This is a genomic window from Rhodococcus sp. NPDC056506 (genome assembly GCF_042794945.1).
Classification (GTDB): Bacteria; Actinomycetota; Actinomycetes; order Mycobacteriales; family Mycobacteriaceae; genus Rhodococcus_F.
In genome coordinates this window covers 24,503-40,304 of record NZ_JBHTSW010000013.1, presented here as the reverse complement: position 1 = coordinate 40,304, position 15,802 = coordinate 24,503, and the positions used below count along the sequence as shown (strand labels likewise).

Here is a 15,802-nt window from a genome sequence, read left to right as displayed (position 1 = left end):
TTACGCTCCTCGGGAACTCGCGGTGGCCTGTGTCTGGATACCGGTTCATCCTCGATCCCGACAGCACCCACGCGCATCACCCGGAAGGGATGATCAGGCGGTCCTTCCTGCACTCAACAGTGCAGCGACAAACTCACGCACCAACGCCCGCTCGTCATTCTCGTCCGCCCCCGGCACCATGAGCAGCGAAAGGATCACTCGCACGATCCAGCGTGCTCGCGTGGCTACCTCGGCGCCGGTGTCACCGAGCATCGCGACCCCCAACCCGTTGATGACATCAGACGAATTGGCAAGCTCACCGGCAAGACTCGCATCACCCGGGGTGAACCATGCAGCCAAAGTCGGAGTGCTGCGTACCGCGGACACTGCCGCGAGCATCGCCGTTTCGAGACGCTCACTCGGATCGTCGATGGCCGCTACCGATTCCGCGATCGCTGTTCCGAGCCTGCGCGCTTCGCGGTGAACGAACGCGATGTGTAGAGCCTGTCGATTCTCGAAGTACCGATACAAGGTGGCCCGAGAACATCCTGCAGCAGAGGCTATTTCCGCCATACCGACCGTTGCGACGCCCTTTTCGACGAACAATTGTGCCGCGCTGTCGAGGATCTTCTCGGCCGCCGCCAAAGCGCGGCCCTCACCGAGCCAGTCGTTGCTCACGGCCGGCTAACCGACATCGGGGCGGTGAGCGGACGGCGGACGTAATTGCCTGGTGCGTACTGCATCGCGTCGATGTCGACGTGGAAGTCTGGAATCCGGGAGAGCAACTCTTCCAACGCAACTCGTGCCTGCATTCGAGCGGCCGACGCACCAAGACAATGGTGGGCGCCATGACTGAAGGTGAGTATCTTCTGTGGCCGGCGCAAGACGTCCAACTCCGCCGCGTCGGGTCCGTACTTTTCGGGGTCACGATTTGCCGCACCATACATCAGCAAAACCTTACGTCCTGCCGGAATCACTTTGCCACCCAAGGCCACATCTCGCGTCGTGGTGCGTGCCAGACCTTGGACCGGCGAGGTGAGCCGAAGTAGTTCGTCGACTGCGTCAGTGATCAATGCGGGATCGTCCAACAGGATCTGACGCTGGTCGAGGCGTTCGGTCAGCATCGCCACCGATCCGCCCAACATTCCTGTTGTAGTGTCGTTTCCACCGGCCACCATGGTGAAGGCGAAGCCCAGAATCGACAGTAAGCCGGACATGTCGCCTTCTTCACCGAGACCAGCGGCGAGTAGGTGCGAAATAGTGTCGTCACCCGGTTCGACCTTGCGGCGTTCGATCAGCGAAGCGAAGTACATCATCAACTCACCGGTGGCGGCCTGCGCCGTCGTCGCCGCTGCGGCCACACCACCTGCCGAATTGGCAGCAACAATGGCCTCGGTCCAGCCGTCGAACTGATCACGGTCCGATTCCGGCACACCCAGATAATGTGCGACGACCATCGACGGCAACGGCTTGAACAACTCGACGACGATATCGCCGCTGCCACGCGCTTTCAACGCCTCGATACGTTCGACGACAAATTCGCGGACCATCGGCTCGACCGCCGACACCTGACGCGGGGTGAACCCCTTCGACACCATGCGCCGGAACTCCGACTGCGCGGGCGGGTCCTGCATCACGAACGGCGGATTGTCCTGCATCCCGATCTGCTCGAGTTCACCGTAGACAGTGGTCAATCCCTTTGCCGACGAGTACGTCTCGTAGTCGCGAGCGGCGTTGTAGACGTCTTCGTGACGGGTGAGCACCCAGTAGTCGTCCTGCGGCGCAGCTTCCGGCACAACGTTGTGAACAGGATCGTTCTCGCGTAACGCGTCGTACATTGCCCACGGCGAACGCCAGGACTCCCCAGTGGAAGGAACAAACCGTGGCGAATGTGACACAGAGATTGTCATGACTCGACTATGAGACAAATAGTCGAATGTGTCAAACAATCTCCATCCTCAATATCGAGTAACTCGCTTCCACGCAGAGCACTATCGTGTGTCGGGTGATCACGGATCCGAAGAATCATCCGAACAGCTCTGACACCGGACGTCGCGCAGTGGTTGCGGTCCTGCTCCCCCGCGAACATCTCCCCTTCATCAGAGACTGGTGCCTGCACCACATCGAGCAAGGCTGGGAGGTTGTTCTCTACGACAACACCGGTTCCGTCGGGTCCACTCGCAAGACAAGCGCATTCAGTCTCAACCGCTGGCACGGACGCAGCGAGGACAAGCGCGGCAACTCGTACGGCGCCTTCACGCGATCGATGTCGGACAGCGAGGTTCAGGTCGCATTCCGCAAGGAACTGCACGACCTCCCGGTGACAATCATCGATTGGCAACCGCGCGACGCGGACGGTCGGATCGTGCACGGACAGGTGGAGGCCTACGTCGATTACGTGACCCGACATCGCGACACGGTCGCCTGGGCAGCATTCATCGACGCGGACGAATACCTCCAACACGCACCAGGATTGGACTGGGGGACACTACTCGGTGGTGTTACTCGAGAGGGTTCGCACCGCGTTGTTCTCGATGCGCTGGTCTACGAATCCAGGTGGACGCGCGACGGGCAACTGCGAGACGTCGGTACGCTCAAATGCCTTGGGCTACAAAGCCACGGCTGCAAGAACATACTCAGACTGTCGGAGATTCTGCGAGCAGACGTCCACTGGGCCTGGAAGACATCCGAACCCGACACCTTGGTCCGGCCGGACAGATCGCTTTACTACTTCCGCCACTACCGCGGTTCGGAAGCGACACTCGATTTCACTCCGTTGCCGAACTTCGGACCCCAGGTCTACGAAGAAGGTGTGGACATACCAGCGACAATCGACGTATCACAAAATGAATGTGCCTGCAAGGCACAGACATTCACATGAAGATAAACCTCCGGCCCGCATCCACGAAGGCAATGCCTTCAGGACGCGGGCCGGAGGCCGTAAATCCGGTTCAGCGAAGCAATCAAGCCTTCGGCTGCGAGCTTCCTGCGCCACCGATTGCGCCGAGAAGACCAGCAACTGCGCCGATGCCGACGAGGACGCCGCCCAGGCCTGCAATGATCTTCTGGAAGTCGCCGAGCTGTGCCAGGTCCGTCTTGCTGCTGCCAGTGGTGAATGCCATGTCTAGCTCCTCATCATGGAATGTGTACGCGGTCCGCGCGCCCGGTATGTAACGGCGCTCACAATATACGTAAGACAGCCGAAATTTGAAGCGGTGCCGCCGAGTGGGACGTAACTCACATCTCATCCAGCGGGAACCCACGAGTAACAATGCGCGATTCGGACAACGCTTCGGGAACCGTTGAATGACGAGCAGGAGAACAGCAGTGGGCAAGTTGGATGGAAAAGTGGCCCTGATCACTGGTGCAGGGCAAGGAGTCGGCCAGGGAGTTGCGTTGGCACTCGCCAAGGAGGGCGCTTCTGTCGCGGTCGCGGGCCGCACTGAGTCGAAACTCGTCGTCACATGTAACGAGATCACCGAACGTGGCGGCCGCGCCGAACCGGTGCTCGTGGATATCGCCGACGCTGACTCCATCACCGGCGCTGTGGCGCGAACCGTGGAACTGTTCGGCGGCGTCGACATCCTGATCAACAACGCCAGCCTCAACCCGCTCGGCAACATCCTCGACCTCACTCCGGAGCGCCTTGCCGACGGACTGACTTCCGGTCCAGTCGCGACGCTGCGAACAATGCAAGCCTGCTACCCGTTCATGAAGGAGCGCGGCGGCGGGGCGATCATCAACATGGTCAGTTCCGTGGCCGTCCGCTGGGACGCTGCCGGCTACGGCGGATACGCGGCCGTGAAGGAATCCGTCCGAGCCCTCAGCCGCGCAGCAGCGTGCGAATGGGGCGTCGACGGGATCCGTGTCAACGCGGTGGCCCCACACGCCTCGTCACCCGGGTTACAGCGTTGGGCCGATGCGCGCCCGGAAGAGGCTGCCGCTTTTGTTGCCGGGATTCCACTGCGGAGGATCGGCGACTGCGAGACGGACATCGGTACAGCGGTGGCTTTCCTGGTCGGGCCGGATGCCGCTTATCTGACGGGAGCAACAATTCCGCTCGACGGCGGTCAGTCGCGCTGGGGCTGAGATGCGGCGTCGTCGAAGGCAAGCACCGCCGACTTGTCTTCGGCGATCGGGCGGCGGAAAACGAAACCGACCAGAACGGATGCCAAAACCAACGCGGCCAGCACAATGAGCCCGACCATCCACCACATGGTTTTCAGTATGCCCGAACCTCCGTCGGCCGGACGCGAACCGCGGCCGCGAAAAATCGATGACACCACGAAAAGTGCTTGGCACCAGTCAAATTCCGTTTTGACCGTTTCGTGAGCTTCTGGACAATCCGTGATCGAGCACACAATTTCGCATCTCGAACCGGGACGAGTGCGTGACTACGACGACACCTCGGTGCATCCTGGCAGGTATGGAATCCGCTGTTTCGGCCCAACTTGCCGACGGAAGCACCCTCACGCACCCGTGGGGCGGGACAAGCAACATCACCGATCTTGGCGGTGATGTTCACTGGATCGACTTCGGCGGTCCCAGCGGAGCGCCGCCCATCGTCCTCGTTCACGGACTGGGCGGCTCACATCTCAACTGGGTACGGGTGGCACCGGCGTTGGCCGCACGCACGCGCGTGTATGCATTGGATCTCGCCGGATTCGGACTCACCTCTGCTGATGGGCGGCACACCGGCGTCGATGCCAACGCGGCGCTCCTGAATCGCTTTCTCGACGCAGTGGTGCGTGAGCCCGCCGTCCTGTTCGGCAATTCGATGGGCGGAATGGTCTCGGCAATGTCGACCCATGCCAGTCCCGAATCAGTGGCCGGCCTGGTCCTGGTGGATCCGGCACTCCCCCTTCCCGTCCAACTTCCCGACCTGACCGTCGCCGCTCAATTCGCGCTCTACTCGATGCCGTACGTCGGCGAGCAGGTTCTCGGCTTCGGACGCCGGAAGATGTCCGACCGGCAGTTGGCCGCACAGATGACCAGATTGTGTTTCGCCGATCCGACGCGAGCAGACCCCGCGGTTCTCGACGCGGGCGCCGCCTTGACGGCTATTCGCCGCAACGAACCCACTCAGGATGCCGAGTTCCTGCAGGCAGCACGATCACTGCTGATGACCCTCGCCCGCCCGGCTTCGTATCGAAAGACCCTGCGAGAGATCACGACTCCGACGCTCCTGATCCACGGCGACCGCGATCGTCTTGTCCCGGTCGAGGCCGCACGGGCGGCCGCTGCTGCACATCCACACTGGACCACCATCATTCTCGGCGACACCGGCCACACCCCACAGTTGGAGATTCCGGACGAGTTCACCCGTCATGCGCTCGCGTGGCTCGATCGCACGGGGCTGATCACGAGCTGACCCGCACCGGCACTACGCCAGCAAAAGTCTTTACCGATTGGGCAAGTGCCCCAATAATTTCGGCGTAGTCAGAACGATTCGGCGCAGATGATACTGGCGGGTCCGGTCCACCGGTGAACATGAAGCGGCCAAATACTCCAAAGCTCTCGATCCCTGGGAATGTGTCGGGGTACGCGCGTAGCGTGAGAATCGCGCCTTCATCGGCCAGCCCGCTCTGTGTCCCTTGCTTGTGTATCCGTTTCGGTAAAGGAGAATTTTCAGATGCCCGCACGTACAGCGCTCGACGGAACTCCCTGTTGGATCGACCTGACCAGCTCCGACACGGCGGTTGCCAAATCGTTCTACACCAACGTGTTCGGCTGGCAGGCTGACACAAACGACGACCCGCAGTACGGGGGCTACGCGATCTTCAGCAAAGACGGGCAGCCCATCGCCGGGCTCGGCCCCCAGCAGGAGGGAAACCCGTACGGCGACGTCTGGACCACCTACATCTCCTCGGCGGATGCGGCGGCGTCGGCGTCCAAGGCCGAAACCGCGGGCGGCACGATCATGATGCCGTCGATGCAAGTCGGTCCTCAGGGCAGCATGGCGATCGTGGGCGATCCGGCCGGTGCCGTCGTCGGCATCTGGCAGGCAGATCAGCACCACGGCTTCGGTCTGGTCGGCGAGGCCGGAGCGCCGGTCTGGCACGAGACATTGTCCAAGAACTACGCCGCGGTTCTGCCGTTCTACACCGACGTGTTCGGCTGGACCTACGAGTCCATCGGCGACAGCGACGAGTTCCGGTACTCACAGGCCAAGCAGGGCGACACCGTCGTCGCCGGTTTGATGGATGCCAGTTCGTTCCTCCCGGCGGAGGTGCCGTCGTTCTGGCAGGTGTACTTCGGGGCGGACGACACGGATGCGGCAGTCGCCAAGGTCGTCGAATTCGGCGGCAGCGTACTGCGCGATCCCGAGGACACGCCCTTCGGCCGTCTCGCATCGGTTGCCGATCCTCTCGGTGCCAAGTTCCAGATCTCGACGATCATGGAGTGAAGGCCGGTTTCGAGAAGCGCAGATTTGAACACTCGCCCAGAAGGTATGCAGTTTTCTGCGTCCAACGCCTAATCTCATGGGATGCCCGCCCCCGCCCCTCTCCTCGATGTGTACTCGCAGCCGACACTGTCGACGCTTGCGCCGTCGGTACTCGCTTCCCTCGGAGTGAGTGGCGAAGCGAACCGTCTCGATCTGCAGCCCAGCAAGAAGACCGTCATTCTGCTGGTAGACGGGATGGGCGCGAATTTGCTCGCCCGCAACGTCGAACATGCACCATTCCTGAATTCACTCGCCGGAACGCCCATCCGGGCTGGATTCCCCACGACGACGGCCACCAGCATCGTCTCGCTGGGGACCGGTCTGCCTTCGGGAGCGCACGGCATCACCGGCTACCAGTCCTACGTCGAAGAAGCCGATTCGGTGTTCAACTGGCTGGGCTGGCACAGCGCGGGCAAGAAGGATTCGCAGACCGACTCCATCGTCCCGGAGACCTTGCAGCCGCAGGCCACGACCTTCGATCGCGCAGCGGCCGCCGGCATCACCGTCACTACCGTCGTTCCGTCGAAGTTCGACGGCAGCGGCCTCACCCGTGCCGGGATGCGCGGTGCCCAGTTTGCCGGAATCCAGGCATACGGAGACCTCCTCGCTCGCACCGTGGCGGCGTCGAAGTCTGCCGACCGTACGTTCACGTACTGCTACATCAGCGAGATCGATGCACTCGGCCACGTCTACGGCCCCGAGTCCGAGCCGTGGATCTTCCAACTGATGCTTGTCGATCGACTGGTCGAACAACTCGCCACTGCTCTCGGTCCGGACGTGAGATTGCTGGTGACGGCTGACCACGGAATGGTCGACGTGTTGGACGAGAACAAGATCGACTTCGACAACACTCCGATTCTGTCCAAAGACGTACTCGCCCTTGCCGGTGAACCGCGTTGTCGTCACATCCACACCAGCGAAGGCGCTGCACAAGATGTTGCGGACCGCTGGCGCGCCGAGCTGGGTGATCGCATGTGGATCGGGACGAGATCTGAAGGCATAGTCGCAGGATTGTTCGGGCCCGCAGTGCATTCCGAGTATCACGGGCGGATCGGCGATGTCATCGCCATTGCCTCCGGGGACGTAGCCGTCGTACGTCGATCTGTCGAGTCAGGACTGTCCGGCCTCCGTGGACAGCACGGTGCCCTCACCCCGGACGAACTGCTGGTACCGCTCCTGTCCTCAGGACAACAGTAGCGCTCGGGCCCGGCGAATCTCGGGAACACCGACGACCTTGCATGCGCCCAACAGGACGACGGCACCGACGGCCGCACCCGCCGACAATGAAATAACAGCAGCAAGCCTGGGCTCGGGAACTCGGTTCTGAACCGCCACCACCAAAGCGAGCGCACAACCACCTGCCAGAATTGCCGCCGCCGAAATCCTTCCGACGGTGGCCTGCACGCGACGGAATCCCAACAGCCCGTATCGCTTTCGAAGAAGGATGTGGCCGAGCACCGCTCCACACACGTAGGAGAACGAGCCGGCGGCACAGACGGCCAGGACCAGCCTTTCGTCACTCGCCGACAGTGATGCAAGAAGAACGAGTGTCGTCTTGGCAATCACCATCACAACGGCAATCACGGCGGGAGTTCGAGTATCATTGTCGGCGTAGAACACTCGTAGCTGAAGCATGACCATCGCAAAGGGCACCAGGCCGAATGCACTGACTGCAAGGGCCGTCCCGATCAAACGGGCACTGCTGCCGTCCACCCGGCCGAAGAAGATCAGAGTGGTCAACGAGGGGCCGAACACCATGAGTGCCACGGTGACCGGAATCAGAGCCACCACTGAATACCGGGCTCCGCGGCCGAGATCGGATACGACGCCTACGTCATCCCCCGCGGCAACTGACCTGGCGATTCGCGGCATCAGTACCGTCAACAGAGACACTCCGAGAATTCCGTATGCCACTTGAAACAGCAGATCCGCATGTGTGTACATCGAGTAGACGTGACGTGAGAGCGTCACCTTCATCGTCACCCACACCCCGACCTGACCGGCAACAACGTACACCAGAACCCACCCGAGCAACGGCACCCCGACGCGCACCGGTCGCCAGGTGTGCGGTACGACCCGCACGCGAAGGCGCCACCGAAACCCGTTGCGGTGCAGCGCTAGAGCAACGACAGCGGTTTGCGCCACGATCCCGAGCAGAGTACCGACACCGATCACCAGAACCTGCGCCATTGTCATCGACTCTGGAGTCAAAGCCACCGGACCCGGGATGCACAAGAAGACTGCGACCGTCACCAGAAGGACGACGTTGTTGATCACCGGTGCCCAGGCCGGCGCGCCGAACACCGATCGAACACTGAGCACAGCCGTCATCATCGCCGTGATGCCGTAGAAGAAGATCTCCGGCAGAAGTAGATACGCGAAGAGCGTCGTGAGCTCGCGTTGAGCCGGATCATCGATCACGGCCGAGACCAGCGGCGGCGCACACACCACCGCCACTGCCGTCACGAGAGCAAGAGCAAGCGCTCCCACAGTGAGGACGCGCTGCGTCTGCTCTCGTTCGAGCGTGCGCCCACGGCTCCGTTGCCGCGTCAGATACGGAAGCAGGACGCTGGCGAGAATCCCGCCGAGTAGGAGCTGATAGACCATGTTGGGGAAGCTGTTGGCCGCGTTGTACGCATCACTGACCAGGGCAATGCCCAGGACTGCGGCAAGGGCAAGCGTGCGGACGAAACCGGTGATCCGGCTGACCGTGCTGGCGAGCGCGACTTGCCCGCCCATCTTTGCCAAGCTGCCGCCCGTCTCAGCTGAACGTTCGGACTTGCGTTCGGACTCCCTCACACTCTCGACCATCTCGCCAGGGTGCCACATCACAGGTTCCGACGAGCCGGACCAGAAACGACTGCCCCCTCGAAACGACTGAGCGCCACGAACCGAAGTTCGAGGCGCTCAGTACGTACGAGTGAATATCAGGCGGATTCTGCCCCAGCCAACGGCGGCATGACGACAACCTGGCCGGCGAAGGACAGGCCGGCACCGAAGGCGAGAAGCAAGGCCTTGTCGCCCGGCTTGCACTGTCCGTCGCGCAGCATCTGCTCCATGGCGAGCGGGATCGAGGCCGCAGACGTGTTGCCCGTCTCGGCGATGTCGTTGGAGATGGGGAAGCCCTCGGGCAGCTTCATGCTGCGAGCGATGACCTCGTTGATGCGCTGGTTTGCCTGGTGCGGGACAAAAGCGTCGATGTCCTCGATACCCAGCCCCGACTTCTCCAGGGTGCGAGTGGCGACCTTGCCCATCTCGAAGGCAGCCCAGCGGAACACCGCGGTGCCGGCCATCTTGATCCACGGCCGAGGTCCGGTCGGGTTCTTGGTGTAGTCGAGCCAGCTGGGCTCCTGAACGATGGCGTCGGACTGGCTGCCGTCCGAACCCCACTCGACCGGGCCGATTCCGACGGTATCGCTCGGGCCGACGACAACTGCGCCTGCGCCGTCACCGAAGATGAAGCGAACGCTGCGATCGGTGGGCTCGGTGGCCTCGCTCATCAACTCGACACCGACGACGAGTACGTGATCTACGGTGCCACCGCGAACGAGGTCACTGGCCACCGCAAGGGCGGTACAGAAACCGGCGCAACCTGCTGCGACGTCGAACGCAGCCGGACCCTTGATACCCAGCTCATGGGCAACGATGGATGCGGCCTGAGGAGTCTGCAAGTCCCACGTCGACGTCGCGATGATCACGGCGCCGATCTGCTCGGGTGCAATGCCGCTGACGTCCAGTGCCTTACGGGCCGCGCTGATCGACATGGCGAGGATGCCTTCGCCTTCGCCGGAGAACCGGCGCGACTTGATGCCCGATCGCGTCTGGATCCACTCGTCGGTGGAATCGATCAGCTCACAGATCTCGTCGTTGGTCACGACTCGCTCCGGGCGGTGAACGCCGAGCCCGAGAAGGACGGACTGCCGACCTCCGGCCACACTGGCAATCGGCTTACCCATTGATCGATCTCCTCGTTGGTTTCTGGTGATGACGCGCATTCGACATCACACGTTACGTACAGGACATAAGCCCCTGCCTCTCAGGTCACCGTTCGATCACGGCAACAACATGAGGCTCGCTCACGTTACGCTTCGGTCAGGTATGTAGTCCAGATCCTCGATCAGGCGCGCAAATGAGCTAGAACTGCCAAAACACGACGATGCCCGCTTTCCGAAGCCGACAGGCCGAGTTTCGCGAAGATATTTCCTATGTGCTTGCTCACAGCGGTGTCGCTGACGACCAATTTCCTGGCGATTTCCTGATTTCCCAGCCCCTCCGCCATCAGTCCGAGAACCTCGGACTCGCGTGGAGTCAGCGATCTGATCGGATCGTCGGCGCGTCGACGGCTCATCAGCTGGGATACGACCTCGGGATCCATCACCGTTCCACCGTCGACGACCCGGTTCAACGCGTCGACGAACTCGGCTACCTTGCCAACCCGTTCCTTGAGCAAATAGCCGACGCCACCGGCGCCGCCTGCCAACAGTTCACCGGCGTAGCGATCCTCGACATACGCAGAAAGGACCAGGACGGGAAAGCCCGGACGAAGCTTGCGCACCTCGATCGCAGCTCGAAGTCCCTCGTTGGTGAAAGTAGGAGGCATCCGGACGTCGAGCACCGCGGCGTCGGGGGCGGTCTCCTCGAACACCGCAAGGAACTGTGTGGCGTCGGAGACGGCAGACACCTCGAAGCCCTCTCCGCGAAGCAGCAGAGCCAGCCCTTCACGCAGGAGAGCGTCGTCCTCGGCAATCAGAATCCGCACGGTAGTTCCACCCTCATCGTTGTCGGTCCACCCTCCGGGCTCTCCAGTACAGCGGTTCCCTCGAAAGCCTCGACCCGGCGCCGGATGCCCGCCACGCCGCCGCCCGGCCGTTCGTTCGCACCGCCGTGACCGTCGTCGATCACGTCGATGAGCATCGTCTCACCCAACGAGTCCGTCGACGCTTCCGTCCTTGCCGTGACGGTGACGCTGCGCGCTCCGCTGTGTTTTGCGACGTTGGTCAAAGCCTCGGCGACGACAAAATACGCGGCAGCCTCGACGGCAGCCGGGGCACGGCGGAGATCGTCGATCTCGAGCACACAGGGCACACTGGAGCGCCCCGCGAGCGCGGAGATCGCGCCCTCGAGGCCGAGCTCGTCGAGGATCGGCGGATAGATGTCGTGCACCAACGTGCGGAGTTCACTCAACGCCTCGGTCGCGGCATCTTGCGCCCGATGCAGTTGCGGCAGAGCCTGGTCCGGGTTGATCTGCAACGACCGCTCCGCCATTCCCAGCATCATCACCACCGCGACCAGACGGTTCTGCGCACCGTCGTGCAGATCCCGCTCGATGCGCTTGAGTTCGGCCGAATGCGCGTCGAGCGCCGCAGCGCGGCTGGCCGTCAGGGCGGTGACGCGCTTCGATAGGTCCGAACGCGTATCCGGCGCAAGCAAAGTCGTGGTCGACCAACTGATCCACTTCGCCATCGCGGGGATCAACCACCACGCGATCAGGAAGTACAGGATGCCGATCAACGGCATCCCCGCAGCGCCCAACCACGACGTCACGGGGTACGGGTTGTTGACGGGTTCGCCCGCGGGCATCTGCTGCCAGTACAGCGGGACGGCAATCGCATTGAGTGCACCGAGTGGCAGAGCAATGGTCAGCATCGCGGCGACGAAAGCACCCAGACCATGAATCGACAACCAGGCCGCGTCGCGCCTTGTCGACTGATCGGTAAGGAACCGGCGCCAGTCCCCGAATGTCGGATTGCTGGGCATCGGTGGGTATCGCTGCAGAACAGGGCGCCCGGTGTACGCAGCAGTGCGTTTGCGAGCCAGGCCGGCCCACCACCGGAGCACTCGCACGTACGACGGCAACAGCAACCAGCCGACGATCAGAATCGAGAGCGACAAGAGAATGAGGCCGACCATCAGCAAGAACAGGGAGACCACAGCTGCCGCACCCTCGACGAGCACGTATACCGCAGCCCTGGTTCTCTTCTTCACTGCCCCAGCATGCCGCACCGCACCGCACGATCCACTACAGCTGGCTACACCATTGATTCGGGACTCTGCTGGATGTCGATGAATGCCGAATCTCCATAGCGTTCTTCCCATGAAGAATCGACACTCGGTCCTCGCCCCGCCGGCCCCTGGTGCCACGGGAGCTCGAACATCTGCTGTACGCCTCGAAGGAGTCAGCAAGATCTACGGCAACGGCCGCGGCGCCGTGACCGCCCTCGACAACATCAGCCTCACTCTGCCGCGCAGCACCTTCACCGCCGTGATGGGCCCGTCCGGATCAGGTAAGAGCACTTTCCTGCACTGCGCCGCGGGCCTCGACCGACCGAGCAGCGGATCGGTGTGGTTGGGCGACACCGAGATCTCACAGCTGAAGCCGAAGGCCCGCAGCATCTTCCGACGCGACCACATCGGTTTCGTCTTCCAGGCCTACAACCTGCTCGGCGCTCTCGACGTCGAGCAGAACGTCACGCTCCCCCTACTCCTCGCCGGACGACGAGCCGACAAGCAGTACCTGACCTTCGTCCTCGAATCCGTCGGACTCGGATCGCACCGCAAGCGCAAACCCTCCGAACTGTCCGGTGGCCAGCAGCAACGCGTCGCCATCGCGCGCGCCCTCGTCACCCACCCCGACGCACTCTTCGCCGACGAACCGACCGGCGCCCTCGACTCCCGCAGCGCCAAGCAGGTTCTGGAATTGCTGCGCCGAACGGCCGCCGAGTTCGACCAGACCATCGTCATGGTCACGCACGATCCGGTGGCCGCGTCTTACGCCGATCGTGTGCTGTTCCTCGCCGACGGGAAACTGGTCGGGCACATCGACCGCCCGACACCCCAGCAGATCGCCGAGCGCATGACACACCTCGGGGACTGGTGATGATGAAAGCGCACACTTTTGCCCATCTGAAAGCGCACCGCTCCGGATTCGTCGCCGTGTTCGTCTCCGTATTCTGCGCAGCGCTCCTCACCTGTGGTTTGGGTGTACTGCTGGAATCAGGAGTGCGAGGCGGAGTCTCACCACATCTCTACGCCGGCGCCGACGCCGTGGTCAGCGCACCGCAGGCACTCGAGGTCAAGGAAGATGCCGATCAGCCTTTTGCCGAGAGAGTTCTCCTCGACGGTGATGCGGTCCGCACGCTCGAGGCACTCGATGTCACGGTGGTTCCCGACATCTCCGTCCCCGTCAGCACCGCCGAGGGCGTCGTACTCGACGCACATCCTTGGAACACAGCACAATTGGCGCCGTACTCGCTCGCCGAGGGTCGCGCTCCGCAGCGCCGCGACGAGGTGGTCTCGACCACCGGCGCCGCACTCGGCGAGCGGATCATGCTGGCTCACGGCGGCATAGTGGACGAGTACACCGTTGTCGGCGCAGCAGATTCGTCTTCGGTGCCTTCGCCCGACCGTCCGGCACTGGTCTTCCTCGACGACGCAGAGGCCGAACGGTTGTGGCCGCACCAGAACTCGGTCACCGCAGTCGGATTGATCGCCCCCGAAGGTGTGAACGCCGCCGCTCTCGCTCGCGAGGCACTCGCCGGGACCGACGCCGAGATCTCGACCGGCACCGCACGCGGAGGCATCGAATTCCTCGACGCCGGTGCTGCGCGGACTCAGTTGATCGTGCTCTGCGCCTCGTTTGCGGGTCTTGCATTGATGGTCAGCATGTTCGTCGTGTCCAGCACGTTGTCGCTCTCGATCAACGCCAGGCGCCGAGAGTTCGCTCTGTTGCGTGCAATCGGAGCCACTACTCGTCAAGTCCACGTCATGATCGGGCGTGAAGTGCTGCTCGTTGCTGCTGCGGCGGCAGCTCTCGGCGCGGTGCCCGGATACCTGCTCGCCCGAGTTCTGGGCGCACAGTTCGCCGATGCAGGGGTCATGCCCACGGATTTCGCGTTGGCGTACAGCCCGCTTCCTGCCATCGCGGCCTTCCTGATCTGCGTACTCACTGCCCGCGCGGCGGCTGCGATCGCTGCCCGTCGGCCGGCAAAGCTCGACCCCGTCGAAGCACTCCGCGAATCCGAAAGCGGCCCGGCGAAACTGGGCCGAGGACGCATCATCGCCGGGCTGATCTTCGGCGCCGCCGGCCTCAGCGCGTGCATCCTCCCGGCCTTCCTGCCCGGCAGCGTGGCAGCCGCCGGAGCCGGTTCGAGCGCACTGCTGTTGATCTTCTCGGTCGCGCTGCTCGGCCCGTTGTTGGTGCGCGGCATCATCAAGGTCCTCGGCGGCCCGCTGCGCCGTGGCCGATCGGCGTCGAAAGTTCTCGCTGCCGCCAACGCCGAATCCAACTCGAGGCGACTCTCGTCGGCCGTTGTCCCCTTGGCTCTCGCAATCGCACTGGGCTCGGTGCAGTTCTTCAGCCAGAGCACCGTCGCAGCCGAGGCGACCAACCAGTCGATCAAGGGCGTCACCGCAGACCTGATCGTCGGCGCTCCGGCCGGTATCGCTCCCTCTCTCCTCGACTCGATTGCAGCGGTGCCCGGTGTGAGTGCGGCAAACCCCGTGGTGCGCAGCCAGGTCTTACCGGTACCGAGTGGAGAGGAAGGCGGCTCAGCCGACAGCGCGATCGCGGCCCAGGGCATCGACGCCGCCAGTGCCACCGCGACCCTCGATCTCGCGGTGACCGAAGGCGACCTGAGCGCTCTGACCGGCGATACCGTTGCCGTGAGCGAAGACGGCGCTTTCACACTCGGAGCCAAGGTCGGCCAGCGCGTCGACCTCTATCTGGGTGACGGAACGCTGGTGCATCCGATGGTCGTCGCAAAATACGGCCGCGGCCTCGGATTCGGGGACGTGACCATGCCGATCGAGACTTTGCGTCAGCACTCCACCGACGCTCTGATCGACACCGTTCTGGTTGCTGCCGAACCCGGACGGTCGGCTGAAGTACAGCAGTCGTTGCAATCTTTCCCCTCGATCGCCGCGATGAACCAGGACCAGTTCGGAGCCGCAGGCGAAGATCAGCGACGTATGCAGTCGTGGGTCAGCATCCTCGCCGTCCTCGTCCTGCTCGGTTATCTGGCCGTCGCCGTCGTGAACACTCTGGTCGCCGCCACTGCCGAGCGTTCCCGCGAGTTCGCGCTCCTGCAGCTGGTGGGTTCGCGGACGAAGCAGGTCCGAGCGATGATGCGCATCGAATCGTTGATGGTGGTGGGAATCGCCGTCGTGGTCGGATCGCTGATCGCCCTGCCGCCGCTGATGGGCATCGCCGTGGCGGTGTCCGGGCAGCCGATCCCGGCGATCTCACCGGTGATCTACGGTTCCATCGTCGCCGTGACCGCTGTTCTGGGATTTGTCTCCATCGCGATCCCGACTCGCGCGGCCCTGCGCAAGAACCCGATGGACGGCGTCCGCAAGAACTGAGTGCCACTACCGTCGTCA

The 15,802-nt window shown here is 63.1% G+C and carries 15 protein-coding genes; 7 read left to right on the top strand and 8 right to left on the bottom strand.

Translation table 11 applies throughout. From position 1 onward, the window contains the following. Positions 1-93: 93 nt before the first annotated feature. Positions 94-657 (bottom strand): TetR/AcrR family transcriptional regulator, encoded by a 564-nt coding sequence (locus ACFQ6H_RS13520; protein ID WP_378646573.1) that lies wholly within the window; start codon positions 655-657, stop codon positions 94-96. Beyond that, entirely contained in the window at positions 654-1,889 is a 1,236-nt protein-coding gene (locus ACFQ6H_RS13515) for a cytochrome P450 (RefSeq protein ID WP_378535522.1), read from the bottom strand. Before ACFQ6H_RS13515 ends, ACFQ6H_RS13520 begins: the two co-directional genes overlap by 4 nt. A gap of 95 nt (positions 1,890-1,984) precedes the next feature. Here ACFQ6H_RS13515 and ACFQ6H_RS13510 point away from each other — a divergent pair, with 95 nt between their 5' ends. After that, positions 1,985-2,860: a hypothetical protein gene (locus ACFQ6H_RS13510; protein WP_378646569.1), complete on the top strand. Its 876-nt coding sequence runs from the start codon at positions 1,985-1,987 to the stop codon at positions 2,858-2,860. Between the two features lie 82 nt (positions 2,861-2,942). Here the strand turns inward: ACFQ6H_RS13510 and ACFQ6H_RS13505 are convergent, their stop codons facing one another. After that, entirely contained in the window at positions 2,943-3,101 is a 159-nt protein-coding gene (locus tag ACFQ6H_RS13505) for a hypothetical protein (RefSeq protein ID WP_019747160.1), read from the bottom strand. A 205-nt stretch (positions 3,102-3,306) separates the two neighbouring features. Here ACFQ6H_RS13505 and ACFQ6H_RS13500 point away from each other — a divergent pair, with 205 nt between their 5' ends. Next, entirely contained in the window at positions 3,307-4,068 is a 762-nt protein-coding gene (locus ACFQ6H_RS13500) for an SDR family NAD(P)-dependent oxidoreductase (RefSeq protein WP_378535518.1), read from the top strand. Here the strand turns inward: ACFQ6H_RS13500 and ACFQ6H_RS13495 are convergent. Next, positions 4,050-4,187, bottom strand: coding sequence for a hypothetical protein (locus ACFQ6H_RS13495; protein WP_378535516.1), 138 nt, complete (start codon positions 4,185-4,187; stop codon positions 4,050-4,052). The two genes, ACFQ6H_RS13500 and ACFQ6H_RS13495, sit on opposite strands and share 19 nt — an antisense overlap. Positions 4,188-4,405: 218 nt before the next feature. Between ACFQ6H_RS13495 and ACFQ6H_RS13490 the strand changes: the two genes are divergently transcribed. From ACFQ6H_RS13490 to ACFQ6H_RS13480, 3 genes are all read left to right on the top strand, one after another. Further along, positions 4,406-5,350, top strand: coding sequence for an alpha/beta fold hydrolase (locus ACFQ6H_RS13490; protein ID WP_378535514.1), 945 nt, complete (start codon positions 4,406-4,408; stop codon positions 5,348-5,350). Between the two features lie 261 nt (positions 5,351-5,611). Further along, a complete protein-coding gene (locus ACFQ6H_RS13485) occupies positions 5,612-6,385 on the top strand; it encodes a VOC family protein (protein ID WP_378535512.1) in 774 nt (257 codons plus the stop codon). 81 nt (positions 6,386-6,466) lie between these two features. After that, positions 6,467-7,621, top strand: coding sequence for an alkaline phosphatase family protein (locus ACFQ6H_RS13480; RefSeq protein ID WP_378646567.1), 1,155 nt, complete (start codon positions 6,467-6,469; stop codon positions 7,619-7,621). Here the strand turns inward: ACFQ6H_RS13480 and murJ are convergent. The 4 genes from murJ to ACFQ6H_RS13460 form a co-directional block, all read right to left on the bottom strand. Further along, on the bottom strand, positions 7,607-9,235 hold the full coding sequence (gene murJ / locus ACFQ6H_RS13475; protein WP_378646565.1) for a murein biosynthesis integral membrane protein MurJ: 1,629 nt from the start codon (positions 9,233-9,235) through the stop codon (positions 7,607-7,609). The two genes, ACFQ6H_RS13480 and murJ, sit on opposite strands and share 15 nt — an antisense overlap. A gap of 116 nt (positions 9,236-9,351) precedes the next feature. Then, positions 9,352-10,380, bottom strand: coding sequence for a beta-ketoacyl-ACP synthase III (locus ACFQ6H_RS13470; protein ID WP_378646563.1), 1,029 nt, complete (start codon positions 10,378-10,380; stop codon positions 9,352-9,354). Positions 10,381-10,541: 161 nt separating this feature from the next. Then, the gene (locus tag ACFQ6H_RS13465) at positions 10,542-11,183 is read right to left on the bottom strand and encodes a response regulator transcription factor (RefSeq protein ID WP_283307679.1); all 642 of its coding nucleotides are present in this window, start codon (positions 11,181-11,183) and stop codon (positions 10,542-10,544) included. Next, positions 11,171-12,409 carry a sensor histidine kinase gene (locus tag ACFQ6H_RS13460; RefSeq protein WP_378646561.1) on the bottom strand — a complete coding sequence of 413 codons (1,239 nt, stop codon included), beginning with the start codon at positions 12,407-12,409 and terminating at the stop codon, positions 11,171-11,173. The genes ACFQ6H_RS13465 and ACFQ6H_RS13460 overlap by 13 nt, the downstream gene beginning before the upstream one ends. 109 nt (positions 12,410-12,518) lie before the next feature. Between ACFQ6H_RS13460 and ACFQ6H_RS13455 the strand changes: the two genes are divergently transcribed. Further along, entirely contained in the window at positions 12,519-13,301 is a 783-nt protein-coding gene (locus ACFQ6H_RS13455) for an ABC transporter ATP-binding protein (protein WP_378448775.1), read from the top strand. Beyond that, positions 13,301-15,784: an FtsX-like permease family protein gene (locus ACFQ6H_RS13450; protein WP_378646559.1), complete on the top strand. Its 2,484-nt coding sequence runs from the start codon at positions 13,301-13,303 to the stop codon at positions 15,782-15,784. Before ACFQ6H_RS13455 ends, ACFQ6H_RS13450 begins: the two co-directional genes overlap by 1 nt. Positions 15,785-15,802 lie beyond the last annotated feature (18 nt).